The organism is Streptomyces sp. NPDC021115 (assembly GCF_044333065.1).
GTDB lineage: Bacteria > Actinomycetota > Actinomycetes > Streptomycetales > Streptomycetaceae > Streptomyces.
The window spans coordinates 40,690-65,719 of sequence record NZ_JBIRQF010000031.1 but is presented as its reverse complement, the minus strand read 5'-3'; the positions used below and the strand labels follow the sequence as shown (position 1 = coordinate 65,719).

The window sequence follows — 25,030 nt, the reverse complement described above, 5'->3', positions numbered from 1 at the left end:
GACACCCGCCGCTCCCGGGCCCTGCCCTTGGACGGTGTGATGTCTGTGGACGACGGGAAGTCTGTGGACGGTGCAACTGTGGACGGTGTGATGTCCGGGAGCGGCGCGAAGTCCGCCACCACCCTCGCCTTCGTCGAAAGCCCGGTGCAGCTCCTCAACGTGCTGGAGTGGGCCTATGCGGACGCCCTGCGCGCGCAGGGACCGCCTCCGGATCCCGCCGATCTCACCGTCGTCGTGCTCTCCCCGCACGACCCGATGACCCGTGGCCAGCTGCGCCGGATGGCCGAGCTGGCGCGCGACGAGGGCATCACGGTGCGCTGGGAGGACGCGCGGGGCGGCGCGGGTGCCCCGCTGAAGACCGTCGGCGGGCTGCGCGGCCCGCTGCGCCGGGCCTCCCGGATCGTCATCGGGGACCCGTTCTCGCGCTACGTCCAGCTGCTGCTGACCCTCACCCGGGCCAAGGACCTGGTCGTGGTGGACGACGGCACGGCCACCATGGAGTTCATCTCCCAGCTGGCCAACGGGGAGCGCCTGGTGCGCTGGCACCGGCGCGGCAACAGCCGGGGAGCGCGCGACATGGTGTTCGCGCCGGTCTCCGCGACCGCGCGGCGCAGGCTCACACCGGGGGAGAAGCGCCGGGTCGAGGTGTTCAGCTCGATGCCGGTCGAGGCGCCCCCCGGGGTCACCGTCACCGCCAACGACTTCTCCTGGACCCGGGCCCGCTTCGGCCCGCCCCGGCTCACCAGCGGCACCGACCTGGTCGGCACCTCCCTTGTGGAGACCGGCGTGGTCGATCTGGAGCGCTATCTGGAGGCGGTCGGCTCCCTGGCCGAGGCCCACGGCGCGACGCGCTACTTCGCCCACCGCCGGGAGAGCGCCGAGAAGCTCAGCCGGGTCTCCCACGAGGTGGGGCTGGAGATCGTACGGCCGGATCTGCCGCTGGAGCTGATAGCGCGACGCGGCCCCATCGGCCACACCATCGTGAGCTTCCCGTCCACCGTGGTGCACACCCTGCCGCTGGCGCTCGCGGGCACCGAGGTGAAGGTCGCCGTGTACGACGTCGACCCCGCCTGGCTGACCAGCGACGCGTCGCCGCGCGCCCAGGGGTTCCTGTCGGGCGTCACCGGCACCGCCCGGGACGTCCACCGGCTCAGCTCGGTGCCGTCGCCCGCCGCCCGCCCGGAGCCCTCGCCGCCCACCACCGCGCCCGGCGCTCCGATAGCCGCTTCCTGACCCCCGCGGGGCCGGGTCGTACCCCATGTGGCGCTTCTCACGAAAGGATCACACGCTCGTCGAGAAGCGACGTGTTATACCCCCTGACTAGGGCGATCATGCATCGGCCGGGGTACTTTTCCCGCCCCGAACGGGTTGAAGTTTTGTTGATCGACATTCGCTCCACCCCAAGGTCGTTCTACGCTTCATTGGGTGAAGCAATTGATGTCCCTCGATGAGACCGCTGCCACACCGTCCGCCGGCGAAGATCTGCCCGGCGCGCTCCCCGATGAGCTGCGCGCCGAACTGATCGCCTTCCGGCGGGACTTGCACATGCATCCCGAGCTGGGCAACTGCGAGTTCCGCACCACCGCCGCCCTCAAGGCGCGGCTGGAGAAGGCGGGCCTCACGCCCCGCGTCCTGCCCAGCGGCACCGGCCTCATCTGTGACATCGGCCCCTGGGACGGGGTGACCCCCGCCCTCGCCCTGCGCGGCGACATCGACGCGCTGCCCATCCCGGACACCAAGACCGTCCCGTACCGCTCGACCGTCGCCGACCGCGCCCACGCCTGCGGTCATGACGTCCACACCACCGTCGTCCTCGGCGCCGGGCTCGTCCTCGCCGAGCTGGCCCGCGAGGGGCGGCTGCGGCGTCCGGTGCGGCTGCTGTTCCAGCCCGCCGAGGAGGTCCTGCCGGGCGGTGCCGCGGACGCGATCGAGGGCGGCGCCCTGGACGGTGTGGGCCGCATCCTCGCGCTGCACTGCGATCCCAAGGTCGAGGTCGGCCGGATCGGGCTGCGCACCGGGCCCATCACCTCGGCCTGCGACCGGCTGGAGGTCTCCCTCGACGGTCCCGGCGGCCACACCGCCCGCCCCCACCTCACCACCGACCTGGTGACCGCGACCGCCAAGGTGATCACCGAGGTGCCCGCGCTGCTGGCCCGCCGGGTCGACGCCCGCTCCGGCCTCGCCGTCACCTGGGGCCGGGTCGAGTCCGGCCACGCGTGCAACGTCATCCCGCAGCACGCCGAGCTGTCCGCCACGGTCCGCTGCCTGGACCTGCCCGCCTGGCACGCCGCCCCGGACCTGGTGCACGCCGCGATCGACGAGATCGCCACCCTGCACCGCGCCAAGTCGGTGATCAACTACGTCCGCGGCGTCCCGCCGGTGGTCAACGAGGGGACCTCCACCGAGCTGCTGCGCGACGCGATGGTGGCCCGCCGCGGCTCGTACGCGGTCGAGGACACCGAACAGAGCCTCGGCGGCGAGGACTTCTCCTGGTACCTGGAGAAGGTGCCCGGCGCGATGGCCCGCCTCGGCGTGCGCCGGGTCGGCGACACCACCCGGCGCGATCTGCACGCGGGCGACTTCGACGTGGACGAGGGCGCCATCGAGGTGGGTGTCGAGCTGTTCACCGCCGCGGCTCTGCTCGACCGAAACGTCCTGTAGATCCAGTCTTCACGAGAGGTTCGCGACGATCCGATAACGGCTTCGGAGCGGGCCTTTATCTGGGATCTACGCGCGTTACGATGCGGCGGAGCCAGCGCCGCAGAGAGGCGCTTTGAGATTCAGAGGGGACCCTCGTGCGCCGGGTATCCACGATAGCTGTCGCGGGCATCGCCACCGCGGCTCTCGCAATGACCGTCACCGCCTGTGGCAGCAGCTCCCAGGAAGAAAGCAAGGATGCCGGCGTCGGCCTCGCCTATGACGTCGGCGGCCGCGGCGACCACTCCTTCAACGACTCCGCCGCCAAGGGCTACGACAAGGCCCTCAAGGACTTCAAGGTCGATGGCAAGGAGCTGACCGCGAAGGACAGCGACACCGACGCCGACCGCTACGACAAGCTGTCCAGCCTCGCCGAGGCGGGCTACAACCCGGTCGTCGGCGTCGGCTACGCGTGGACCCCCTCGCTGACCAAGGCCGCCAAGAAGTACCCCGGCACGGACTTCGCGATCGTCGACTCCGTCGTCGACGCCAAGAACGTCGCCAGCCTGGTCTCCGCCGAGCACGAGGGCTCGTACCTCGCCGGGGTGGCCGCCGGGCTCAAGACCAAGTCCGACAAGGTCGGCTTCATCGGCGGCACCGACAGCGCGCTGATCAAGAAGTTCGCGGGCGGCTTCCAGCAGGGTCTGAAGGACACCAACCCCAAGGCGTCCCTCGACGTCCAGTGGGTCCAGGTCGGTTCGCCCAAGGGCTTCGGCATGCCGGACCGCGGCAAGGACATCGCCGAGGGCATGCTCTCCAACAAGGTCGACGTGATCTTCTCCGCGGCCGGCGGCTCCGGCGCGGGCGCCATCGAGGCGACCGGCAAGAAGAAGGGCACCTGGTCGATAGGGGTCGACGGCGACCAGTACTACGACAAGGGCCTCGCCCCGTACAAGAACTCGATCATGACCTCGATGGTCAAGAAGGTCGACGGCTCGGTCTACGACTTCATCAAGAGCGTCGTGAAGACCAAGAAGGCCGAGCACGGCGTGCAGTCCTACGACCTCAAGCGCGGCGGCGTCGGCCTCTCGTACTCCGGCGGCTTCATCGACGACATCAAGCCGAAGATCGAGGCGGCCAAGAAGAAGATCATCGACGGCAAGATCAAGGTCGCGGACACCTACAAGTAACCGGTCGGTCCCACCGAGGATCTGAGGGGGGCGTGCCGCCTGGCGCGCCCCCTGACTACACGCCCCCGCCCCTCAGGAGTGCGCCATCAAAGCCGCCAGCCCACCCACGGGCGCCCCCGCCGGTGACGGTACGGACGCCGCCGTCCAACTCCGCGGAATCACCAAGCGGTTCCCCGGAGTCGTCGCCAACCACGACATCGACATCACCGTGCGACGCGGCACCGTGCACGCCCTCGTGGGCGAGAACGGCGCGGGCAAGTCCACCCTGATGAAGATCCTCTACGGGATGCAGCGCCCCGACGAGGGCACCATCGCCATCGACGGCGCACCCGTGGAACTGCACTCCCCGGCGGACGCCATATCCCGCGGCGTGGGCATGGTGCACCAGCACTTCATGCTCGCCGACAACTTCACCGTGCTGGAGAACGTCGTCCTCGGCGCGGAGAAGCTGCACGGCATCGGCGGCAAGGCGCGCGCCCGGATCAAGGAGATCTCCGACGCGTACGGGCTCGGCGTCCGCCCCGACGTCATGGTCGAGGACCTGGGCGTGGCGGACCGTCAGCGCGTGGAGATCCTCAAGGTCCTCTACCGCGGCGCCCGCACCCTGATCCTCGACGAGCCCACCGCGGTCCTCGTCCCGCAGGAGGTCGACGCGCTCTTCGCCAACCTCCGCGACCTCAAGGCCGAGGGCCTGACCGTCCTGTTCATCTCCCACAAGCTGGGCGAAGTCCTCTCCGTGGCCGACGACATCACCGTCATCCGGCGCGGTACGACGGTGGCCTCCGTCGTCCCCTCCGAGACCGACCCGCGGCGGCTCGCCGAGCTGATGGTCGGCAGCGAACTGCCCTCGCCGGAGACCCGCGAATCCACCGTCACCGACACCGAGATGCTGCGCCTGGCCGGGGTGCGGCTCACCGCCACCGATGTGGACGGCGTCGAGCGGGCCGTCCTGGACGACATCAGCTTCACGATCCGCAAGGGCGAAGTGCTCGGCATCGCCGGGGTCGAGGGCAACGGCCAGGCCGAACTGGTCGAGGCCATCATGGGGATGCGCGACCCCGACGCGGGCACCATCACCCTCGACGGCGCCGACATCTCCCACGCCCCCACCCGCAAGCGGCGCGAGGGCGGCATCGGCTACATCCCCGAGGACCGCCACCGGCACGGCCTGCTGCTGGAGGCCCCGCTGTGGGAGAACCGCATCCTCGGCCATGTCACCGAGGCGCCCAACAGCAAGGGCGGCCTGCTCAACCCGGCCGCCGCGCGCCGTGACACCCAGCGCATCGTCGCCGCGTACGACGTCCGCACCCCCGGCATCGAGGTCACCGCGGCCTCGCTGTCCGGCGGCAACCAGCAGAAGCTGATCGTCGGCCGCGAGATGAGCCACCACCCCAAGCTGCTCATCGCCGCGCATCCCACGCGCGGCGTGGACGTCGGCGCGCAGGCGCAGATCTGGGACCAGATCCGCACCGCGCGCCGCGAGGGCCTGGCGGTCCTGCTGATCTCCGCCGACCTGGACGAGCTGATCGGCCTGTCCGACACCCTGCGGGTCATGTACCGGGGGCGCCTGGTCGCCGACGCCGACCCCGCCACGATCACCCCGGAGCAGCTGGGCTCGGCCATGACCGGCGCGGCGTCCGGCCACCTGGAACACCCCGTCGAGGACGAGCCCGCGGCAGACGCCGAGGTCACGGCCGGGGGAGAGGACCGATGAAGAAGTTCGACAAGGAGCGGGTGCTCCTCGCGGTCGCGGCCCCGGTGCTCGCGCTCGTCGCCGCGTTCCTGCTGACCGCCCTGGTGCTGGCCGCCACGGGCAAGGCACCGTTCGACGCCTTCGGCATCATGTTCGAGTACGGCGTCAAGGCGGACAGCCAGATCTACATCCTCAACAAGGCGACGACGTACTTCCTGGCGGGTCTCGCGGTGGCCATCGGCTTCCGCATGAACCTGTTCAACATCGGCGTCGACGGCCAGTACCGGCTCGCCGCGTTCTTCGCCGCCGTCGTCGGCGGGGCGCTCAAGCTGCCAGGGCTGGTGCAGATTCCGCTGATCATCCTCGTCGCCATGCTGGTCGGCGCGATGTGGGCGTCCATCGCCGGACTGCTCAAGGTCTACCGCGGCGTCAGCGAGGTGATCAGCACCATCATGCTGAACTCCCTCGCGGGCATCCTCATCAGCTATCTGCTGGTCGACGGGCGGCTGGCCGTGCTGGACAAGAAGACCAACATCGTGGCCACCGACCCGCTGCCCGCCTCCAGCCACTTCTTCTCGATCTCCACCCGCAGCGACCTCGACCCCATCTGGGGCTTCATCGTCGTCGCCGTGCTCGCCGGGGTCGGCTTCTGGTTCCTCCTCGGCCGCACCCGCTTCGGCTTCGACCTGCGCGCGGTGGGCCGCTCCGAGTCCGCCGCCCAGGCCAGCGGCGTCGACGTCAAGCGCATGGTGCTCACCAGCATGCTGCTCTCCGGCGCGATGGCCGGGCTCATCGGCATGCCGACCCTGCTCAACGACACCCACCAGTTCGCCTCCGACTTCCCGACCGGCATCGGCTTCACCGGCATCGCCATCGCCCTGCTCGGCCGCAACAACCCGGTCGGCATCGCGCTGGCCGCGGTGCTGTGGGGCTTCCTGGAGCGCGGCGCCAACCGGCTGGAGTTCGAGGGCTACGACAAGGAGATCGTCGGCGTCATGCAGGGCGTGATCGTCCTGTGCGTCGTCATCGCGTACGAACTGGTCCGCCGCTACGGGCTCAAGCGCCAGCAGCAGCGGGTCGGCGCGGAACTCGCCGCCCAGGCGCGCACGAGCGACAAGAAGAAGGAGGTGGCGGTATGAGCGCCACGGCTACCGCCACCAAGAGCAAAGACGCCACGGGGAAGAAGCCGGGCTCCCGGATGTCCGTCGCCACGGTGCTGCTGATCATCGCCGGGACGCTGGTCGTGCTGTCCCTGCTGCGCGCCCTGGCCGACGCCGCCCAGCGGTCCGACTTCGACAACATCACCTCCTCCGGCCAGATCGGCGCGGCCCTCTCCATGGCCGTGCCCATCGGGCTCGCCGGGCTCGGCGGGCTGTGGGCCGAGCGGGCGGGCGTCGTCAACATCGGCCTCGAAGGCATGATGATCCTCGGCACCTTCTTCGGCGCCTGGGCGGGCTACCAGACCAACCCCTGGGTGGGCGTCCTCGCCGGGGTCGTCGGCGGCGCGGTCGGCGGGCTGGTGCACGCGGTCGCCACCGTCACCTTCGGCGTGGACCACATCATCTCCGGTGTCGCGATCAACATCCTGGCGCTCGGCGCCACCACCTACCTCGCCAAGCGCTGGTTCGGCCCGCTCGCCGACATCGGCGGCAGCCCCAAGCAGTCCCCGCAGGTCGGCGACATCCCGTCGTTCACCGTCCCCGGCCTGTCCGACGGGCTGGCGACCGTCGAGAACCACCACTGGTTCCTGATCTCCGACATCGCGGGCCTGCTCGGCGGCCTCGTCACCGACATCTCCGCGCTGACGATCGTCTCGATCCTGCTCTTCGCGGGCACCTTCTTCGTCCTGTGGAGGACCTCGTTCGGGCTGCGGCTGCGGTCCTGCGGCGAGAACCCCACCGCCGCCGAATCCCTCGGCGTCAACGTCTACCTCTACAAGTACGCGGCCGTGGTCATCTCCGGCGGCCTCGCCGGGCTCGGCGGCGTCTTCCTCGCCCTCGTCCGCTCCCACATCTACAACGAGGGCCAGACCGGCGGCCGCGGCTACATCGGCCTCGCCGCCATGCTCTTCGGCAACTGGCGGCCCGGCGGCCTCGCCATGGGCGCGGGCCTCTTCGGCTACTCCGACGCCCTCCAGCTGCGCAACGGCGGCCCCACCGTCCACGCGCTGCTGCTCCTGGTGGCGTTCGGGCTCGCCCTCCTGGCGGGCTGGCGGCTCTACCGTAAGAGGTACGTCGCGGGCGCGGTGTGCGGCGGCGCCGCCGCCGCGCTGGTGCTGTGGTACGCCCTGACGGAGACCGTGGCCAACGACCTCGTCCCGGCGACCCCGTACATCGTCACCCTGCTCGTCATGGGGCTCGCCGCACAGCGGCTGCGGATGCCCAAGGCCAACAACAAGCCCTACCGGAAGGGACAGGGCACATGACCACACCCGCGGCAGTGGCTCCCGACTGGGAGTCGCTGCGCAGCGCGGCCCGGGACGCCATGTCCCGGGCCTACGCCCCCTACTCCCGCTTCCCCGTGGGCGCCGCCGCCCTCGTCGACGACGGCCGCACGGTCAGCGGCTGCAACGTGGAGAACGCCGCGTACGGCGTCGCGCTGTGCGCCGAATGCGGCCTGATCTCCGCCCTCTTCGCCACCGGCGGCGGCCGCCTCACCGCGTTCACCTGCTGCGACCGCGACGGGGCCGTGCTGATGCCGTGCGGCCGCTGCCGCCAGCTGCTGTGGGAACACGGCGGCCCGGAACTCCAGGTGGACACGGCGTCCGGCATCCGCCCGCTCGCCGAACTCCTCCCGGACGCGTTCGGCCCGGCCGACCTGGCCCGCATCAGCGCCCCGTAGCAGCGCCCCCGTCACACCCGTTTCACGAAAGGCCCCTCCGCCATGGACGCCATCTCCGTCATCCGAGCCAAGCGCGACGGCGGCCGCCTGAGCGATGCCCAGATCGACTGGATCATCGACGCCTATACGCGCGGTGAGGTCGCCCACGAGCAGATGTCCGCCCTCGCGATGGCGATCTTCCTGAACGGCATGGACCGCGCGGAGATCGCCCGCTGGACCGCCGCGATGATCGCCTCAGGTGAGCGGATGGACTTCTCCTCGCTGCCCCGCCCGACCGCCGACAAGCACTCCACGGGCGGCGTCGGCGACAAGATCACCCTCCCGCTGGCGCCGCTGGTCGCCGCCTGCGGGGCCGCCGTACCGCAGCTCTCGGGCAGGGGCCTCGGCCACACCGGGGGCACCCTCGACAAGCTGGAGTCCGTCCCCGGCTGGCGGGCCTCGCTCTCGAACGACGACATGCTCGGCGTGCTGCGCTCCGTGGGCTCCGTCATCTGCGCGGCGGGCGACGGGCTCGCGCCCGCCGACAAGAAGCTGTACGCGCTCCGCGATGTCACCGGCACCGTCGAGTCGATCCCGCTGATCGCCTCCTCGATCATGTCCAAGAAGATCGCCGAGGGCACCGGCTCCCTGGTCCTGGACGTCAAGGTCGGCTCCGGCGCCTTCATGAAGGACATCGGCGCCGCCCGCGAACTGGCCACCACCATGGTCGGCCTCGGCACCGACCACGGCGTACGCACCTCCGCCCTGCTCACCGACATGTCCACCCCGCTCGGGCTGACGGCGGGCAACGCGCTCGAAGTCCGCGAATCCGTCGAGGTGCTGGCGGGCGGCGGCCCCGCAGACGTCGTCGAACTCACCCTCGCCCTGGCCCGCGAGATGCTCGACGCGGCCGGGCTCCCGGACGCCGATCCCGCCAAGGCGCTGGCCGACGGCACCGCCATGGACCACTGGCGGCGCATGATCACCGCCCAGGGCGGCGACCCCGACGCGGCGTTGCCGGTGGCCCGCGAACAGCACGTCGTCACGGCGGAGTCCACCGGCGTCCTCACCCGCCTCGACGCCTACGCCGTGGGCGTCGCCGCGTGGCGGCTGGGCGCCGGGCGCGCCCGTAAGGAGGACCCCGTGCAGGCGGGCGCGGGCATCGAGCTCCACGCCAAGCCGGGCGACGATGTCACGGCCGGGCAGCCCCTGCTGACCCTCCACACGGACACCCCCGCGGCGTTCGGGTACGCCCTGGAGGCCCTGGAGGGCGCCACCGAGTACGGCGCGGCGGACACGGCGTTCGCTCCGACCCCGATCGTGCTGGAGCGCATCGCCTGACGAAAACCGTATGAGGGTGAACGGTCGCCCTGGTTACGCTGACCCGTATGCCGCCCACCGACCGACTGCTCGCCTTCGCTGCCATGTCGTTCCTGCTGATCGTCGTGCCCGGCCCCAGCGTGCTGTTCGTGATCGGACGGGCGCTGGCGCAGGGCCGCCGCGCCGCCCTGACCTCGGTCCTCGGCAACACCCTCGGCGCGTACGCCCTCGTCGTGGCCGTGGCGCTCGGGGTCGGGACGCTCGTGGAGCGCTCGGTCCTCGTCTTCACGGCGCTGAAGCTGGCGGGCGCCGCGTACCTGGTGTACCTGGGCGTGAAGGCCCTGCGCGGGCGCCGCTCCCTCCCGGCCGCCCTCACCGGCGACGGCCCCACCGCCCACGGCGCGCTGCGCACCCTGGGCGAGGGGTTCGCCGTCGGGGTGGCGAACCCGAAGACCATCGTCTTCTTCGCCGCCGTCCTCCCCCAGTTCGTCGACCGCGGCCAGGGCCATGTGGCGCTCCAGATGCTGCTGCTCGGCCTGGTCTTCAACGCCATCGCCCTCGCCTCCGACAGCGTCTGGGGCCTGGCCGCCGCGACCGCCCGCGGCTGGTTCACCCGCTCTCCCGACCGCCTCGCCCTGGTCGGCGGCGTCGGCGGCCTCACGATGATCGGCCTCGGCGTCACGGTCGCCGCGACGGGCCGCAAGGACTGACCCTTCGGCGCGCCCGCGACCCCCGGCAGCTCCCGGAATCCCGTACGCCACCCACGTCACAGCCACCGGCGTTTCGGCCACCCCGGGCCGGACCGGAAGCCTTGCGGTACGCGACCACGCGTTCGATGGCCCCGCATTCCCGGGCCGCCGCTTCGTCCGGAATCGAGCGCGTTCGAGGTGGGCGCCGTCTCGTTGAGCCTGGCATCGCCGGACCATCCAGGTGCGGCGGCGACCCGAGGAGGGCCCCAGGTGACCGTGACCGACGCCTCGACCGAACGCTCCGCAGCGCCACCCCCTCCACCGCCCGCGGTCATCAGCTTCGAGGGGAAGCACGGCAAGAACCCACTGGCGGAGGCGAGTTTCGCCACCATGTGCTCGCGGCTTCCCGCCGTGCTGAGGAAGACCGCGCGCATGGCGTGGGCCGTCGACCGGCCCGCGGTCGTGCTGCTGCTCGTCTGCCAGGTCCTCACCGGTGCCTCGGCCGCCTGCGTGCTGGGGTTCACCGCGAAGGCCATGACCCACCTCCTCGGCGCGGGCACCGTGCCGATACGGCTGCACGCCGCGCTGCCCGCCCTCGTCGTCGTGACCGTGGCCGCCGCGGCCGGGCGCGTCAGCGGTGCCCTGTCCTCGTACGCCGACGGGCGGATCACCCCGCTGCTGATGTCCGAGGCGGACGTCGCCCTCGTGTCCGCCGTGTGCCGCGTCGAGGCGTCCGCGTACGGGGAGCCGGGGTTCACCGACCGTCAGGAGGCCGCCGAGGTCGGCGTCACCCGCACCCGGCTGATGGTCCAGGACGCCCAGCGCTTCATGGCCGCCCTCGTCCGCATGATCGCCGCCAGCGGCGTGATCACCGTCCTGCACTGGCTGATGCTGCCGCTGCTCCTGCTCGCCGTGCTGCCCGCGGGCCTCGGCGCCGTGCTGTCCGCCCGCGTGGACTACGAGACCCACTACGCCAACGTCGGCGACCGCAACGTACGCGGCATGATGCGCTGGTGGGCCACGTACTCCCGGTACGGCGACGAGGTGCGCGCCAACGGCATGACCGGCTACCTCGTCTACTGGTACCGCGCCCTGTCCGAGCGCATCGACCAGCGCACCCTGACCGCCGCGCCCCGCATGCTGCGCATCGCGCTCGCGACGTCCGCCCTCGGCGGGCTGTTCCTCCTCGGCGCCTGGGTCGCCCTCGCCTGGCTGGCCACCACCGGCCGGGTGGCCCTGCCCGTCGCGGCCACCGCGGTCGTCGCCGTGCAGGCCACGCTCGCCGCGCTCTCCCAGCTGGTCATCCACGGCGCCGCGATGTTCCACACCTCGCTCTACCTCGCCGACATGCGGTCGTTCCTCGACATGGCGGCCGAGCGCGCCCCGCGGCGCGGGGCGCTGACCATCCCGGACCGGGTGGACGAGATCCGCCTCGACGAGGTCGTCTACCAATACCCGGGCAAGGCCGAACCCGCCGTCGACGGCGTCTCCCTCACCCTGCGCCGCGGCGAGATCCTGGCCGTCGTGGGCGAGAACGGCTCGGGCAAGTCCACCCTGACCAAGCTCCTCACCGGCATCCTCCTCCCCGACAAGGGCCACGTCCGGTGGGACGGCACCGATCTTGCCGAGGCCGATTCCGACGCGGTGTGGGCACGTACCGCCCTCGTCCCCCAGAACTTCGCCTGCTGGCCGCTGCGCGCCCGCGAGAACATCACCCTCGGCCAGCCCAAGACCTACGACGACGGGCCGGTATGGGAGGCCGTCGACGCCGTCGGCATGCGCGAGGCGATCGAGAAGCTGCCCCGGCAGCTCGACACCCTGCTCGCCCGCGAACTCTTCGGCGGCGCCGAGCTCTCCGGCGGCCAGTGGCAGCGCCTCGCCTGCGGCCGAGCCCTGTACCGCCGCACCCCGCTGCTGATCCTGGACGAACCGACGTCCCAGATGGACCCGCGCGGCGAGCACCAGATCTTCCTGGAGGTCAAGCGCATCGCCGCCGAGCGCATGACGATCGTGGTGACGCACCAGCTGGAGAACACCCGCCTCGCGGACCGCGTGATCGTCATGCGGAACGGCCGCATCATCGAACAGGGCCGGTACGAGGAACTCGTCCACGCGGGCGGGCTGTTCGCCGAACTGGTCGCCCTGGCCAAGGACCGTTAGGCCGAAGCCCCGGTCAGGCCCAGCGCTTCAGGAACTCGATCGCCGCGGAGTCGACCTTCGCGGGATGCGACGCGCTCAGGAAGTGCTGCCCGCCCTCGACGACCTCAAGACGCGCCTCGGGGGAGGAGGTGAACATGCCTATCTCCTCCCGGGCGTTCGCCACGGAGTACACCTGGTCCGCGGTCCCGTGCAGCCACAGGACGGGGCAGCGGACGTCGTCGAGCCTGCCGTGGAGCCCGTCGCGGTCCCGCAGGTTCACGGTGCTGAGGCGCAGCCGGCGGCGTCCGGCGTCACCGGCGTAGTTCGCGCGGTAGGCGGTGAGCCAGAAGTCGCGTTCCCCGGCCGGGACGCCGCCCAGAGCCGTGTCGAAGACGGCGTCCACGACCTCGTCCGGTACGACCCAGTCCTCGCCGACCGGATCGGCGAGGGCGTCGACCAGCGGTGTGTTGAACTCGACCCCGTCCCAGCACCCCAGGTCGCGGCTGCGCCGGCTCTCGGAGTCCATCGACGTGCCGAGCGCGATGACACCCTTCACGCGGTCCGGCGCGAGCAGCGCCATGCGGGCCGCCACCCAGCCGCCCTGCGAGGTCCCCAGCACGAAGGCTTCCTCGATCCCGAGGGCATCGAGGACCTGGAGGTTCGCGATCGCGCTGTCCCAGTAGGTGAAGTGCTCGTACGCGGCCCTCGTGCGGCCGTGCCCGTACGGCTCGATGGCCAGCAGGTTGGCCGCGGACAACAGCTCAGGGTCGGCGAACTGCGGCCGGTACAGCTCGGCCGATGTGGTGTACGAGTTGATCAGGACCAGCGTCGGGAGCGCGGGGTCGTACGGCTGGCCGAAGGTGTACCCGACGGTCGATCCCCCGAGGTGGGGGATCTCGGCGGTCTGTTCGAGCTTGCTCACGGTGTACTCCTCGGTTCCGGTCAAGTCCGTTGCCATGATGGGCAGATGATCGACATGATGTCGAATAATGGTGCGGCATTGGCGTATGTTTGCGATGCATGGTCGACCTCACGCTGTTCGCTTCCTTCGTCGCCGTGGTCCAAGAGGGCTCGATCTCGGCGGGCGCCCGTCGGCGGGGGATCACGCAACCGGCGATGACACGTCAGATCCAGCGGCTCGAACACGACCTCGGCGTGCGGCTGCTGGTGCGCGGCAACGGACCGCTGCGGACGACACCCGCTGGCGCCAGGTTCTACGACCGCGCGACGGATCTCCTCGCCCTCGCCGAGAACGTGGTGGGGCAGACGAAGCAGGAAGCCGCGCAGATCCGGTCGATCCTGCACGTGATAGCGCCGCCCGCGACCATCTCGTCCGTCGTCGCGCCGTATCTCATCGCGCGCGGCGAGACGGTCCCCCTCCTCGACTGCGACGAGGCCGAGCCGTTCCGCGTGTTCGACGTCGCGGCGACCCGGGGAGCCGACCTGGGGGTCTCGACGGCCGTGCCACGCCCGGGGTGGCGACGGTGCCCGATCTCCTCGGCCGTCATCTGGGCCCATGTCCCGCCCGGTCACGAGCTCGCGGCCCGGCCCGAGATCGACATCGCCGAACTGGTCCGGCACCCCCTCATCGTCCTCACCCCGAACAGCGCCGCGCGTCAGCTGCTCGACCAGGAGACGGCCCAGGCCGGACGCCCGCTCGCCGACCCCCTCGTCGTCCGGCACCCCGCCATCGCGGCCGCGCTCGTCGTCGCGGGCCGGGGGATCGCCGTGCTGACCGACGACCCCGGGCCCGACGTGGTGGCGATCCCGATCCGGGGAGCGTCAGAGCTGCTGCAAGTGCCGCTGTACGCCGGCTGGGACCCCGACAACCCGCGCGCCCGCCTCGTGGAGGAGGTGGCGCTCGACCTCGGCGCCTTCTTCGCGTCCCGCACCCGTGCCCGCCGACAGCGCGCGACCGAGCTCGGCGCCGGGACACCGGCGGCGGCGCCGGACGCCGCGTCCCGCCGCGACCAGCCCTGAGGGCGGCCGTCCGCCCGCGGCGTCACGACGTCGTGTGGTCCCCTGGATTCCCAGAACCCACGGCCCCGGCCCCCTTCCCCGCCTCCTCGTGAGCGCGCAGGTCTCCGTGGAGACGGGCGAACACCGCGCACACCAGCGGCATGACCACCGGCGGCAGCAGGAGAAGGGCCACGGCTGTGGGCAGGATCTTCACCAGCACGCCGGTGATCCACACGTTGTCGTCGCTGAGCCACAGCATGCCGAGCCCGACGGGGTGGGTGAGGGGAGCGGCCGCGTACAGGGCAAGCCAGAAGACGAGCACGGCGGCCGCGGCGACCAGCGCGCCCATGCCGAGGGTGCGCCGTCGCGCGCGGCGGGTCAGCACCCAGGAGCGGTACAGCGCCACGAACGGCGAGCGGCGCTCCAGCACGGTCTCGGCGGTGGCCGCCGACAGACGGGAGTACAGCAGCGGGCCGAGACACCCGATGGCGATCGGCAGCACCCACCCCACCAGCGTGTACTGCGGGCTCGCGGTTCCGCCCAGGGGAGTGGGCTCCACACCGGGCACCTCGTGGCTCTCCACGAGGCTCCACCACATCAGGGCCGCCACCTCCACGGCGCCCACGGCCAGTCCGGTCAGCGCGTTGACCACGAGGGCGGCGGGAAACCGCCGACGCCCGCGCCGCCACAACTCACGCGTGGTCAGCGGCCCGCCGTCGCCTCTGGCGTGCGCGTCGGCGACGGCGTACGCGGTGTGCAGGACGGAGACGACGAGGAGCCCCAGCACGAGCAGCAGCGGCGACACCACGGCACCGACCCGCACCAACGGGGCCAAGCCGCCGTCGGCGTACGCCACGTAGGAGTCCTCGTTGGCGATGTTGCGGTCCGCGTAGTCCCGGACGTTCTCGAAGGCGTCCCATGCCGCCGCGAATCCACCGGCCACGATCGCGCAGCCGAGTACGGCGGTCAGGGCGGACACGAGGAGGGTGAAGCCGTACAGCGCGCGGCGGTAGCGCCTGACGACGTCGAGCGCCCCGCTGATGCCGCCGCCCGTCCGGTCGGTCGACTGGTTTCCGTCGTGTGCCATGAACTGATCCGACCTGACCTTCGTACGGCTCTGTGGTGACGGCAGCCAAGACGTGTACCGGACGCGTGGGGTTCCGTCCCACCAGCGCCGAGGTCTGCGCGGGGCTTCGGGCAGCGGAGCCACTTACGGTCGCAGCGATGCGGACGGTTCCGCGGTGACGGCGCCCAGGAGGCGCAGGCCGTCGTGGGAGGGGGTGCCGGGCGCGGCGGTCAGGGCGATGAGCTGCTGATCCGGGTCGGCCGCGTCCGTCAGCGTGGACCAGTCGAGGACGAGTTCGCCGACCAACGGGTGGCGCATGGTCTTGGTACCCGCGATCCGCACGGCCACGCGGTGGTCGCCCCACCATGTCCGGAAGTCCGGGTCCCGCACCGACAGCTCTCCCACCAGCGTCGTCAGGCGTGGATTCTCCGGGTCCCGGGCTGCCTCCATCCGCAGCTGCGCCACGCAGGCCCGCGCCACGTAGCCCCAGTCGGTGTACAGGGCCCGTACCGCCGGGTCGCAGAACACCAGGCGTACGAAATTGCGCCTGTCCTTCCGGAGGAGCGCGAAGTCGGTGAACAGCGCGGCAGCCAGCGGATTCCACGCCAGGACGTCGGTGCACCGGCCGAGGACGAGGGCCGGGGTGTTGGTGAGATCGTCGAGCAGCCGCCGCAACTGCGGCTGGACCCGTTGGGCGGGCCGCCGGAGAGGCCGGCCGGCATCCTTGCCCGAGAGCTCGAAGAGGTAGGCACGCTCGTCCTTGCTGAGCCGCAGCGCGCGTGCGAGGGCGTCCAGCACCGGCTCGGAGGCCCGGCGGCGCCCCTGTTCCAGGCGGGTGTAGTAATCGGGGCTGATCGAGGCCAGCAGGGCGACCTCCTCCCGGCGCAGACCTGGGACCCGCCGCCGACCGTCGTCGGGGAGCCCGGCCGTCGCGGGGCTCAGCCCCCTGCGCCGGGCCTTGAGGAAGTCACCCAGTTCGCTGCTCATGCGATCGAGTCTCGCACCGCGGGCCGCCCGCTGAGGGGGCCAGTTCTGTCCCCTTATCCCGGTGTGTGACGCCTGCCAGGGTCGAGGGCGTGAAGACAGACGTGACCTTCCTCAGCAGCAACCTCACGCTCGCCGGCATCCTCTTCCTGCCCGACACGCCCACCGCCGATCGGCTCCCGGCCGTCGTCGTCGGCCACCCGGGCGGAGGCGTGAAGGAGCAGACCGCGAGCGTCTACGCCGAGCGCCTGGCCCGCGAGGGCTTCGCCGCGCTGGTCTTCGACGCCGCCTACCAAGGCGAGAGCGAGGGCGAGCCGCGCGGGCTGGAGGATCCCTTCCAGCGGGCCGAGGACATCAAGTCCGCCGTCAGTTTCCTGGCCACCCGCGACGAGATCGATCCGGAGCGGATCGGCGCTCTGGGCATCTGCGCCTCCGGCGGCTACGTCCCCTACGCCGCCCAGACCGACCTGCGCGTCAAGGCCGTCGCCACGGTCAGCGCGGGAGACCTGGGATCGGTGATGCGCGACGGCCTCGGCCGCACCCAGGACCCGCGGACCCTGCGCTCGATGCTCGAGCTCGCGAATGCCGCACGCACCGCTGAGGCCCGCGGCGAGGCCGTCCCCCGGCAGGAGTGGATCACCGAGTCCGTGGACGCCGAGACCTACGAGTACTACCGCACCCCACGCGGTCACCATCCCCGCGCGGTCCAGCCCTGGCCCGTCCGCAGCCTTGACCAGATCATCCAGTACGACTCCTACGCCTTGATCCACCTCATCTCGCCCCGCCCTCTTTTGATGATCATCGGATCCGACGCGAACACGGCATACATCAGCCGTGAAGCCATCGAGAAGGCAGCCGAGCCCAAGGAACTCTTCGTCATCGACGGCGCCACCCACATCTCTCTCTACGACAAGGACGAGCACGTCACTCCGGCCGTGGCCAAGCTCACCGCCTTCTTCGCCACCCACCTTGCCGTCCTCTGAGGGGCTGAGAGGTTTTTCGACGGCCTCCACCGCGTCGGCGACGGCTCAGGACAGGAAGCGGGCGTAGGGGCCGTTCAGGATGCCGTTCTTCTGGGTCTGGTTGAAGTGGCAGTTCGGGTACGAGTAGAACGAGGCCGACATGGGGGTGCCATCGGTGTACGTGGAGTCGGGCAGGCCGAGGGCGTGGCCCAGTTCGTGGACCATGCCGCCGTACCACCGGTTCATGTCGCCGTTGGTCCCGGCGGCGCCATCGGCGTCATGGCCGCTGAGGATGACCCAGCCGGCGCCACCGCCGCCGCCGGAGACACCCGCCTTCTCGGCGCTGATCTCGCCGACGCACAGCCAGCGCGGGTCCGGGGAGCTGAGCCGGAACTTGGCCATCAGCTCCTGCTGCATGTTGAAGACCACCCACCAGTACTCCTCGCCGCCGTTCGGCGTGGTCTCGTACCAGACCCGGTCGTGGTCGCCGGTCACCACCTCCACCACGGGGTTGTTCAGCTTGAACGTCCGGCCGAGTTCCTGGCGGTAGTAGCGCTGTGCCTCCTTCAGCACGTTGCTGATGCCATCGGGGTAGCGCTGGTCGTACGTCACGTTCCTGGGCCTGAGCCAGAACACCCGGACCGTTCCGGCCGGCGGGTCGGCGAGCGTCCTCGCCGTCGGTCCCGTCGCCGCCTCGGCCGTGCCGGTCAACGCCCCGGAACCGGCCACCACGATCCCCGCCGTCGCGGCCAACACCGTGCGCCGCGCAACCTTGCAACCTTCCACCGGACATCCTCCTCGTAGAAGTGGTCCACGACGGGCGCAAGCTAGCACCAGCGGTCAATATCATGAACAGCGTTCGAAATGCCGCAAGGGTCGCAGGCGTTTATCGGACAGGCGTCCGACGGGCGAAGGGGCCGCCCCGCCGGACAGTGGCGGGGGCGGCCCCTTCGGGCTTGAGGAGGCGTCAGGCGCCAGAAGGTCCGTCGTCGTCGCCGTCGTTCTGGTCGTCGTCCTGGTCGATGTGCTGGCCCACGACCTTGCCGTTGCTCGCGTCGACCGTCACCTCGTGGCTCTTGTGGTCCTTGCCGAGGACGTCCAGCTCCCAGACGGCGGAGCCGCGGTCGTCGTCGTCCAGGCCGTAGGAGGTGACGGTCCCGGGGACGGACTTGAGGGCCGCGGCGATGGCCTCGTCGTAGCCGGTCTTGTCGGACTTCAGCAGGGCACGGGCCTCGGCCGCGTCCTCGGCGTCGTCGTCGCGGTCGGTGTGCTGGCCCAGGACCTTGCCGTTGCCCGCGTCGATGGTGACGTCGTGGTTCTTGTGGTCCTTGCCGAAGACGTCGATCTCCCAGACGAGGGAGCCGTTGCGGTCGTCGTGGTCGAGTTCGGCGGAGGTCGCGGTGCCGGGGACGGCCTTCAGGGCCGCGGCCGTGGCCTCGTCGTAGCTGACCTTGTCGGCCTTGACCTGCGTACGGTCCTCGGCGGTGCCGTCCAGGTGACGCTCGTTCTGGGTGAGCTCGACCGAGGACTTCGGCGCCGGTCCTTCGTCGTCCGCGAAGGCGGTCGCGGCGCCCGTGCCGCCGATCAGGGCGATGGCGGCGGCCGTGCCGAGGACGACGGCGCGGGGGGCGAGCGTGCGCTTGGTGGTGGCCTTCATGAGGGCGTTCCTCCGGTTCCGGTTCGCGGTTGCGGTCCGTCGGAAGGGCCCTGCCGCGCCCTTCCGACGCCCACTACGTTGCCGAACCGAACCTGAACCCAGGCTGAAGTCCTGAAGCCGTCTTCAGGAAGCGGCCGGGGCGGCGTAATGTCCGGAAAGGGGGGCCGGGCGACGGCCCAGGGGGAGGGGGAACGGGGATGGCGGACCGGGGACCGAGAGCGCGGCGCGCGCGGGAGTGGCTGTGGCCCGTAGGGTTCGGCCTGCTCTGCGTGCTGGTCTCCGCGGGGCTGTTCGCCACCGTGCCGGGGGCGCTGGCGGACCAGCGCGCGTACGCCGCCGCGCCCGCCTGCCCGGGCGGCACGCGGTCGGACTCGTGCACGGTGACGGTCCCGGCGACCGTCAAGGGCACGGAGGATCAGCCCAGCGGCAAGAGCGTCCATTACTGGCTCCTCGTCAGCGAGCGGGGCTCGGACGCCGTACGGCGGGTGCGCATGTCCGGGCCGGAACCGGTGTACGACACCGTGCGCGCGGGCGACGAGGTGACGCTGACGTACTGGCGGGGTGAGATCCGTACCGTCAGGTTCGGTGCGGCCGCCCAGGAGACCTATGCCTCGCCCGCCGGGGACTGGCGGCTTCCCCTGGCCTTCGGCCTCATGGCGCTGCCGTTCGGGATCGCCATGCTCCTGACCGGCTTGGCGCACCGCTACCGCCCCTTCCCGGCGTACGCCGCCCCCTGGCCGCTCACCGTGGGGCTGGTGGCAGCGGCCTTCCTGGGCTGTGCCGGTTTCCTGGGAAGCATGCTCGGCGGCGGGGTGCGGGACGCGTTCGTCATCACGACGGCCGGCATTCCGCCCGCCGTCGGCCTGGGCGCCCTGTACGCACGGTGGCTGCGGCGGCGCACCGCCCGCGCCGCGGACACCAGCGGCATCGTCGCGCTCCCCGCCACGGAGCGGCGGTGCGTGCGCGCTTCGGTCCACGGCGACGTCCCGTACAGCGGCGGTGGCTGCGACCACGTGGTCGTGGGGGACGGACGCCCGGCGGCCACCCCGGACCCCACGGGCCACTTCGCCCGCAGGACTCTTCCCGAGACGCTGGCCGTGCGGGGCGTCCGGGGCCTGGGGCCCGACGACCCCGCCGACTGGTACACGATCTACAAGTACGACTGCGTCGTCATCGAATGCCGGGACGGCGACCGACCGGTCCTCGTCGTCACCCGGCGGCCCGACGCCCCCTGGCTCCTCGGCGCCCTGGTCGCCCCGCCTACGGGCGCACCGTTGCCGGAGGCGTGCCGTTGAGGCGTGGCGATCAGCCGGTGAGCGAGGCTGGGAGGATGGTGCGGGCACGCTCGTGGAGTTCGCGCGCGGCCCGGTTCTTGAGGTGGGGGTGGACCATGGAGAACATGTCTCGGATCTGGTCGTCGCATCGCCCCGACCGAACATCGGGGTAGTCGTCCAGGCATGAACCCCAGGTGGCGCACGCTTCTTCGAGATGGCCGGTTTCGCATTGCCGATACGCCAACCTGGCGGTCTCTAGGACGCGGCGGCGTCGCCGGTGGTCCCCGGTCAATGACGCGACATATTCCCGCATAGGTGCGATCGACGCGGAAGTATCACCCAGGCCGTATGACACCTGCGCGACATAGCGAGTCAGGGTCGGAGGGCTGAAGTGTCCGACCACCACCTTGCCGTATTCGGGCTCCGCCTGAGACATCGCCCTTTCCGTTCGCCGCAAGTGGGTACTGGTGCTGGAGCGCTCGCCTGCCACGGCGGCCGCGTACGCCTGCTGAGCGGCCAGGTGCGCACGCATGTTGGGGCTGGCGGCGGGGGCCGCATCGGCCGCCGCGTCAGCCAGGCGCAATGCTGACGGGCCGTGTCCCAGATTCGCGGCCTGAGAACTCATGCCATGCAGGGTGAGGCAGTACCCCGATTGGTCGTCCGCCGCCCCGGCCAGCTCCAACGCCTTGACGTAATACAGCTGGGCCGTGCCGTGCGATCCTTCGTCAACGGCCATGTAGCCGATGAGGTAGCACAGTTCCGAGGCGGCGGACAGCATCCTTTTGCGCACCTCGTCGGGTGCTTGTGCCTTGAGGTGGGGCACCACGACGTTGACGAGGAACGACGCGGCACTTGGGCGTGCGACGCGTCCTCCTCGCTCGTCGTCCAGGTCGGAAAACCGCTTGGTTACGTCCCTGACCAGCTCAACGTCGCGCATACCCATGCGGTGTGTCTTGCCGGTCGGGATTACTTCAAGGCGCCCTGCCACCTCGGGCCATCCGGGTACTGGCAACGCGACGGAGAAGAGACTCGCTCCGAGCACACTTCTGCGGGACGGGTCCATGTCGAGCCTCCCCAAGGCAGCCAACTTCTCGACGGTATTGATGCCCGGGTCGCAGTTCGGCTCATCCTGCGGAGTAGCGAAACCGGCATCCGCGTGGGTGATCGGCCGGTGCAGCCTGCGGGCCAGCGCTTCGAGGATCAGTGCGCGTCGTTCCTCGTTCGGGACGTGCCCCTTGAGCCATGCGTGAACCGTCTGGGGCGTGTACGACGTCGGGGTCCCGCACTCCGTGCCGACGCGGTTCACCGCTTGGGCGAGCTGGCGCAGCGTCCATCCCGTCTCGCGGAACAGCCGCTCAAGGTCCTGGTTCGGCACCCGGTTTCCCATGCCCACCCTCCCGCGCGCACAGAGCATTTGATGCTTTTGAAAGCTGACGCGACTTTCACGGTACCGCGCTGCGTAGTGGTGCGGTTGCCTAGAGCGAGAAAGGACCCCCGCGACCGTGCGACCGGCCCGGGGGCATGGTCAACGCTGAAGAGGAGCGTCAACATGAAGCAGGCTATCGCCCGGATCCTTGAATGGGGGCTACGGCTGGTGTTGTCCACCCCGGGCTCCCACGAGGCGGCTGCTGCCCCGGAACGCACTCCGGCTCCGGTCAGGGCACCCGCCCCCGCTCGGCGTCACTTGTCCGTCTCCGTCTGCTACTCGGACCCGCCCACGCTCCCGCTCCCGCGCATCCCCGTCGCGGACCGCTTCCCCATCGCGTGGGACACCGAACCCGTGCCGCTCTACATCGTCCGGTACGAGCAGCACCGAGCGCTGGAAGCGACGCGGTGAGCGCGGACACGCCGCCGCCGTCCGTGAGGACGGACGGCCCGTTGGGGACTGCCTGCGTGAACAAGCAGATGCGGTACGAAGGTGCGCGACCAGGTCAGGAGGTTTACGACGCCGTCACGGGGCAGGTCGGCGTGCTCCAGGCCGTCTGCCACATCAGCGAGCTTGCCTTCGATCACGGGATGCCGGGCCCGCTCGTCGCGTTCCTCCGCCCCGAGAAGGGCGGACAGGAGTGGACGACCGACCCAGGGAGCCTCCGCCGTCCCGAGTGAGTACGACGAAGAGGGAACGCCCGCCGGTCGGCGGTGGGCGCGCCCCCTTCGGACCGTGGAGGTGGACCGACCGAATGCCCTCCACCGACGCATGTGAGCTGGGCTGGACACTGTGCGCCGAAGGTCAGCGGCGACCGGAAGAGAAGTGGAGACAGAAGTGAGCGTGGCAGCAGTGCCGTGGGGCCTGACGCGCATGAGGCCCTACCCCGAAGCGGTGGTCCTTCCCGCCGCGCGGGTCGTCCTCGATCCGGGGACCCAGACCGGTCGATGGATCGACTCGGACGGTCTGGGCGTGCCCTTCACCGGCAAGCACAAAAGGTCCGAGACGAGCAAGGAAACCCAGACCAAGACAAGTCTGGACGGCAACCCGGACGAAGGCAGCGACCAGGAAGGCGACACGGATTGAATTCCGCCGCCTCCGCCCTCGTCGTCTCGCGGGTGGATGACGTCACCGCCGATGCGGTCATCGAGGAACTGAACCGGCGTCGGGTCCCCGTCGTACGCCTGGACCCGGGAGACTTCCCCACGGACATCTCCCTCGCCGCGCGCCTGGACAACGACGGACTGCGGGGAAACGCTCGGACTCGCACCCGGGTAACCGACCTCGACCGGGTTCGATCCGTGTACTGGCGCCGACCGCGCCCCTATGCGGCTCCACCCGGGCTGGGGGACCAGGACGCCCGCTGGTGCCGGGAAGAGGCTCGCTACGGTCTCGGGGGCATCCTCGCTTCCCTCCCTGGCGCGCATTACGTGAACCACCCGTGGCGGAATCGGGACGCCGAGCACAAGCCCGCTCAACTCGCCACCGCATCGCGTTGCGGCTTCGACATCCCACCGACTCTCCTCACGAACGACGAGACCGTGGCCCGGGAGTTCGCCCGTGACCACGGCTCCATCGTCTACAAGCCACTGCGCAGCACGGACTACCAGAATGCCGACGGCCGGGCACTGACCGTATGGGTCGAGGAAGTCGATCCCGCTGACCTCAACACCGGCGTTGGCCAGACCGTGCACCTATTTCAGAAACGTGTGCGATCCGTTGCTGACCTACGGGTGACCGCCGTGGGTGAGAAGGTCTTCACGGTCCGGATCGAAGGTTCACCCGGCCTGGACTGGCGACGCCACTATGACGCCCTGTCGTATTCGTTCATCGATACGCCGCCGGAATTGGCAAAGAGCGTGCGCCAGTATCTGGATGCCTTCGGGATCGTCTTCGGAGCCTTCGATTTCGGCGTGGACCGGGATGGCCGAATCTGGCTGTACGAGTGCAACCCCAACGGCCAATACGCGTGGTTCCCTGAACCGATCACCAGCAAGATCGTTACTGCCGTCGCCGACCAGCTCCACCACGCAGGAGACCACCGTGCCCGCTGACCCTGCTGCGCTCCGCCTGGCCCTGGCCGAGGAGGTTGCCGCCGCCAATCCGGCCCTCGACGCCGGATGGCGCGATGCCGTCGCCGGGGTCCCTCGCGAGCTGTTCCTCGGAACAGCGGCCTTCCGTCCCACCGGTACCGGATGGGAACCCGTATACCGAGCCGAGGCCGGGGAGGACGAGTGGCTGCGGATGGTCTACTCCGACCGGACGTGGGTCACCCAGGTCGACGGGATGGACGCCGCTGACGCCACGGGGCCCGTCTCCGGCAGCCCTACCTCCTCGGCAACTCTCCCTTCCCTGGTGGTACGGACCGCCCAGGTGGCAGAGCTTCGTCCCGGTCAGAAGGTCCTCGAAGTGGGCACCGGCACCGGCTATTCCACCGCGGTCCTGTGCCACCGGCTCGGGGCCGGGAATGTCGTCAGCATCGAGTACGACGCCGTCCTCGCGGCCACAGCCGCCGCACATCTGGGTGAGGCCGGATGCGCGCCAACGCTCGCGGTCGGAGACGGCCTCCAAGGGTGTAAGAAGCATGCCGACTACGACGCGATCATCGCCACCTGCTCCGTTCGGTCCATCCCGCACTCGTGGTTCTGGCAACTGGACGACGGCGGATCGATCACTACCACCATCAGCGGCTGGATGCTCGCTGCCGGGATGATCCGCCTTGTCCTCGACGACGAGGGGACCGCCCACGGCCGGTTCACCAGCGACACCATCACCTATATGCTCGCCCGCCCCCACGAGCGGCCCCCCTCCCCGTCCTTCTTCCGACTGGATGGCGACAGCCGTCGTACCCGCCTGGCTCCCGGGCTCATGGAGGAGTGGGCGGGACAATTCGTCGCCCAGCTCGCGGCACCTTCCGCCGAGCTGATGACCACCAGCTCCGGCATCATCCTCCGCGACGTGGCGACCGGTTCACAGGCTTGGACCGAACCCGATGGCGAGGGATGGACCGTGCACCAGCACGGACCGCTCCACCTCTGGGACCAAGTGGAACAGGCTCTTCTCCTGTGGCGGGACGCGGGGGCGCCGGATCTGACGGAGTTCGGTATGACGGCCACCCCCTTCGAGCAGACCGTATGGATCGGCTCTCCGGAGGGGCCGAACTGGCAGCTCCCGGTCTGACGGCTGCCGAACGGGCGAAGGGGCCGCGCCCGCC

Annotated in this window: 24 protein-coding genes; 18 read left to right on the top strand and 6 right to left on the bottom strand. The window is 70.7% G+C overall.

Annotated features, from left to right (window positions below; genetic code table 11):
• The first annotated feature begins 90 nt into the window (after positions 1 to 90).
• The 10 genes from ACH4TL_RS44260 to ACH4TL_RS44215 all read left to right on the top strand — a co-directional run bounded on the left by ACH4TL_RS44260 (position 91) and on the right by ACH4TL_RS44215 (position 12,509).
• On the top strand, positions 91 to 1,233 hold the full coding sequence (locus ACH4TL_RS44260; protein ID WP_398330801.1) for a hypothetical protein: 1,143 nt from the start codon (positions 91 to 93) through the stop codon (positions 1,231 to 1,233).
• 204 nt (positions 1,234 to 1,437) lie between these two features.
• Positions 1,438 to 2,661, top strand: coding sequence for an amidohydrolase (locus ACH4TL_RS44255; RefSeq protein WP_398330974.1), 1,224 nt, complete (start codon positions 1,438 to 1,440; stop codon positions 2,659 to 2,661).
• A gap of 134 nt (positions 2,662 to 2,795) precedes the next feature.
• On the top strand, positions 2,796 to 3,827 hold the full coding sequence (locus tag ACH4TL_RS44250) for a BMP family protein (protein ID WP_398330804.1): 1,032 nt from the start codon (positions 2,796 to 2,798) through the stop codon (positions 3,825 to 3,827).
• Between the two features lie 85 nt (positions 3,828 to 3,912).
• Positions 3,913 to 5,541, top strand: coding sequence for an ABC transporter ATP-binding protein (locus ACH4TL_RS44245; protein ID WP_398330977.1), 1,629 nt, complete (start codon positions 3,913 to 3,915; stop codon positions 5,539 to 5,541).
• On the top strand, positions 5,538 to 6,659 hold the full coding sequence (locus ACH4TL_RS44240; RefSeq protein ID WP_398330806.1) for an ABC transporter permease: 1,122 nt from the start codon (positions 5,538 to 5,540) through the stop codon (positions 6,657 to 6,659). The genes ACH4TL_RS44245 and ACH4TL_RS44240 overlap by 4 nt, the downstream gene beginning before the upstream one ends.
• The gene (locus ACH4TL_RS44235) at positions 6,656 to 7,945 is read left to right on the top strand and encodes an ABC transporter permease (protein WP_398330809.1); all 1,290 of its coding nucleotides are present in this window, start codon (positions 6,656 to 6,658) and stop codon (positions 7,943 to 7,945) included. Before ACH4TL_RS44240 ends, ACH4TL_RS44235 begins: the two co-directional genes overlap by 4 nt.
• The gene (locus ACH4TL_RS44230) at positions 7,942 to 8,361 is read left to right on the top strand and encodes a cytidine deaminase (RefSeq protein ID WP_398330812.1); all 420 of its coding nucleotides are present in this window, start codon (positions 7,942 to 7,944) and stop codon (positions 8,359 to 8,361) included. Before ACH4TL_RS44235 ends, ACH4TL_RS44230 begins: the two co-directional genes overlap by 4 nt.
• A gap of 42 nt (positions 8,362 to 8,403) precedes the next feature.
• Positions 8,404 to 9,681, top strand: a complete 1,278-nt coding sequence (locus ACH4TL_RS44225; RefSeq protein ID WP_398330815.1) for a thymidine phosphorylase — start codon at positions 8,404 to 8,406, stop codon at positions 9,679 to 9,681.
• Positions 9,682 to 9,728: 47 nt separating this feature from the next.
• Complete coding sequence (locus tag ACH4TL_RS44220; RefSeq protein ID WP_398330818.1) at positions 9,729 to 10,370, top strand: LysE family translocator; 642 nt, start codon at positions 9,729 to 9,731, stop codon at positions 10,368 to 10,370.
• 255 nt (positions 10,371 to 10,625) lie between these two features.
• Positions 10,626 to 12,509 (top strand): ATP-binding cassette domain-containing protein, encoded by a 1,884-nt coding sequence (locus ACH4TL_RS44215; protein WP_398330981.1) that lies wholly within the window; start codon positions 10,626 to 10,628, stop codon positions 12,507 to 12,509.
• A gap of 13 nt (positions 12,510 to 12,522) precedes the next feature.
• Here the strand turns inward: ACH4TL_RS44215 and ACH4TL_RS44210 are convergent, their stop codons facing one another.
• Complete coding sequence (locus tag ACH4TL_RS44210) at positions 12,523 to 13,446, bottom strand: alpha/beta fold hydrolase (protein WP_398330821.1); 924 nt, start codon at positions 13,444 to 13,446, stop codon at positions 12,523 to 12,525.
• Between the two features lie 62 nt (positions 13,447 to 13,508).
• On the opposite strand from ACH4TL_RS44210, the gene ACH4TL_RS44205 reads away from it, so the two are divergent.
• On the top strand, positions 13,509 to 14,468 hold the full coding sequence (locus ACH4TL_RS44205; RefSeq protein ID WP_398330824.1) for a LysR family transcriptional regulator: 960 nt from the start codon (positions 13,509 to 13,511) through the stop codon (positions 14,466 to 14,468).
• 22 nt (positions 14,469 to 14,490) lie between these two features.
• On the opposite strand, the gene ACH4TL_RS44200 is transcribed toward ACH4TL_RS44205, so the two are convergent.
• Positions 14,491 to 15,534 carry a hypothetical protein gene (locus tag ACH4TL_RS44200; protein ID WP_398330827.1) on the bottom strand — a complete coding sequence of 348 codons (1,044 nt, stop codon included), beginning with the start codon at positions 15,532 to 15,534 and terminating at the stop codon, positions 14,491 to 14,493.
• 123 nt (positions 15,535 to 15,657) lie between these two features.
• A complete protein-coding gene (locus ACH4TL_RS44195) occupies positions 15,658 to 16,500 on the bottom strand; it encodes a helix-turn-helix domain-containing protein (protein ID WP_398330830.1) in 843 nt (280 codons plus the stop codon).
• A gap of 89 nt (positions 16,501 to 16,589) precedes the next feature.
• Here ACH4TL_RS44195 and ACH4TL_RS44190 point away from each other — a divergent pair, with 89 nt between their 5' ends.
• A complete protein-coding gene (locus ACH4TL_RS44190; protein WP_398330833.1) occupies positions 16,590 to 17,480 on the top strand; it encodes an alpha/beta hydrolase in 891 nt (296 codons plus the stop codon).
• Positions 17,481 to 17,525: 45 nt separating this feature from the next.
• On the opposite strand, the gene ACH4TL_RS44185 is transcribed toward ACH4TL_RS44190, so the two are convergent.
• On the bottom strand, positions 17,526 to 18,245 hold the full coding sequence (locus ACH4TL_RS44185) for a hypothetical protein (protein WP_398330836.1): 720 nt from the start codon (positions 18,243 to 18,245) through the stop codon (positions 17,526 to 17,528).
• Positions 18,246 to 18,426: 181 nt separating this feature from the next.
• On the bottom strand, positions 18,427 to 19,116 hold the full coding sequence (locus tag ACH4TL_RS44180; protein WP_398330839.1) for a PepSY domain-containing protein: 690 nt from the start codon (positions 19,114 to 19,116) through the stop codon (positions 18,427 to 18,429).
• A gap of 197 nt (positions 19,117 to 19,313) precedes the next feature.
• Between ACH4TL_RS44180 and ACH4TL_RS44175 the strand changes: the two genes are divergently transcribed.
• A complete protein-coding gene (locus tag ACH4TL_RS44175; RefSeq protein ID WP_398330842.1) occupies positions 19,314 to 20,411 on the top strand; it encodes a hypothetical protein in 1,098 nt (365 codons plus the stop codon).
• A 10-nt stretch (positions 20,412 to 20,421) separates the two neighbouring features.
• Here the strand turns inward: ACH4TL_RS44175 and ACH4TL_RS44170 are convergent, their stop codons facing one another.
• Positions 20,422 to 21,777, bottom strand: coding sequence for a tetratricopeptide repeat protein (locus tag ACH4TL_RS44170; protein WP_398330844.1), 1,356 nt, complete (start codon positions 21,775 to 21,777; stop codon positions 20,422 to 20,424).
• Between the two features lie 162 nt (positions 21,778 to 21,939).
• On the opposite strand from ACH4TL_RS44170, the gene ACH4TL_RS44165 reads away from it, so the two are divergent.
• From ACH4TL_RS44165 to tgmC, 5 genes are all read left to right on the top strand, one after another.
• The gene (locus ACH4TL_RS44165) at positions 21,940 to 22,227 is read left to right on the top strand and encodes a hypothetical protein (RefSeq protein WP_398330847.1); all 288 of its coding nucleotides are present in this window, start codon (positions 21,940 to 21,942) and stop codon (positions 22,225 to 22,227) included.
• Between the two features lie 56 nt (positions 22,228 to 22,283).
• Complete coding sequence (locus ACH4TL_RS44160; protein ID WP_398330850.1) at positions 22,284 to 22,496, top strand: hypothetical protein; 213 nt, start codon at positions 22,284 to 22,286, stop codon at positions 22,494 to 22,496.
• A gap of 157 nt (positions 22,497 to 22,653) precedes the next feature.
• Entirely contained in the window at positions 22,654 to 22,902 is a 249-nt protein-coding gene (gene tgmA / locus ACH4TL_RS44155; RefSeq protein ID WP_398330853.1) for a putative ATP-grasp-modified RiPP, read from the top strand.
• Entirely contained in the window at positions 22,899 to 23,870 is a 972-nt protein-coding gene (gene tgmB, locus ACH4TL_RS44150; RefSeq protein ID WP_398330856.1) for an ATP-grasp ribosomal peptide maturase, read from the top strand. The genes tgmA and tgmB overlap by 4 nt, the downstream gene beginning before the upstream one ends.
• A complete protein-coding gene (gene tgmC / locus ACH4TL_RS44145; RefSeq protein ID WP_398330859.1) occupies positions 23,860 to 24,996 on the top strand; it encodes an ATP-grasp peptide maturase system methyltransferase in 1,137 nt (378 codons plus the stop codon). The genes tgmB and tgmC overlap by 11 nt, the downstream gene beginning before the upstream one ends.
• Positions 24,997 to 25,030: the final 34 nt, after the last annotated feature.

Coding starts and splice junctions, on each gene's coding strand:
- ACH4TL_RS44260 (WP_398330801.1), top strand. CDS start 91: ATGTCCGGGAGCGGCGCGAAGTCCGCCACCACCCTCGCCTTCGTCGAA.
- ACH4TL_RS44255 (WP_398330974.1), top strand. CDS start 1,438: ATGTCCCTCGATGAGACCGCTGCCACACCGTCCGCCGGCGAAGATCTG.
- ACH4TL_RS44240 (WP_398330806.1), top strand. CDS start 5,538: ATGAAGAAGTTCGACAAGGAGCGGGTGCTCCTCGCGGTCGCGGCCCCG.
- ACH4TL_RS44235 (WP_398330809.1), top strand. CDS start 6,656: ATGAGCGCCACGGCTACCGCCACCAAGAGCAAAGACGCCACGGGGAAG.
- ACH4TL_RS44230 (WP_398330812.1), top strand. CDS start 7,942: ATGACCACACCCGCGGCAGTGGCTCCCGACTGGGAGTCGCTGCGCAGC.
- ACH4TL_RS44225 (WP_398330815.1), top strand. CDS start 8,404: ATGGACGCCATCTCCGTCATCCGAGCCAAGCGCGACGGCGGCCGCCTG.
- ACH4TL_RS44220 (WP_398330818.1), top strand. CDS start 9,729: ATGCCGCCCACCGACCGACTGCTCGCCTTCGCTGCCATGTCGTTCCTG.
- ACH4TL_RS44210 (WP_398330821.1), bottom strand. CDS start 13,446: ATGGCAACGGACTTGACCGGAACCGAGGAGTACACCGTGAGCAAGCTC.
- ACH4TL_RS44205 (WP_398330824.1), top strand. CDS start 13,509: ATGGTCGACCTCACGCTGTTCGCTTCCTTCGTCGCCGTGGTCCAAGAG.
- ACH4TL_RS44200 (WP_398330827.1), bottom strand. CDS start 15,534: ATGGCACACGACGGAAACCAGTCGACCGACCGGACGGGCGGCGGCATC.
- ACH4TL_RS44195 (WP_398330830.1), bottom strand. CDS start 16,500: ATGAGCAGCGAACTGGGTGACTTCCTCAAGGCCCGGCGCAGGGGGCTG.
- ACH4TL_RS44180 (WP_398330839.1), bottom strand. CDS start 19,116: ATGAAGGCCACCACCAAGCGCACGCTCGCCCCCCGCGCCGTCGTCCTC.
- ACH4TL_RS44175 (WP_398330842.1), top strand. CDS start 19,314: ATGGCGGACCGGGGACCGAGAGCGCGGCGCGCGCGGGAGTGGCTGTGG.
- ACH4TL_RS44170 (WP_398330844.1), bottom strand. CDS start 21,777: ATGGGAAACCGGGTGCCGAACCAGGACCTTGAGCGGCTGTTCCGCGAG.
- ACH4TL_RS44165 (WP_398330847.1), top strand. CDS start 21,940: ATGAAGCAGGCTATCGCCCGGATCCTTGAATGGGGGCTACGGCTGGTG.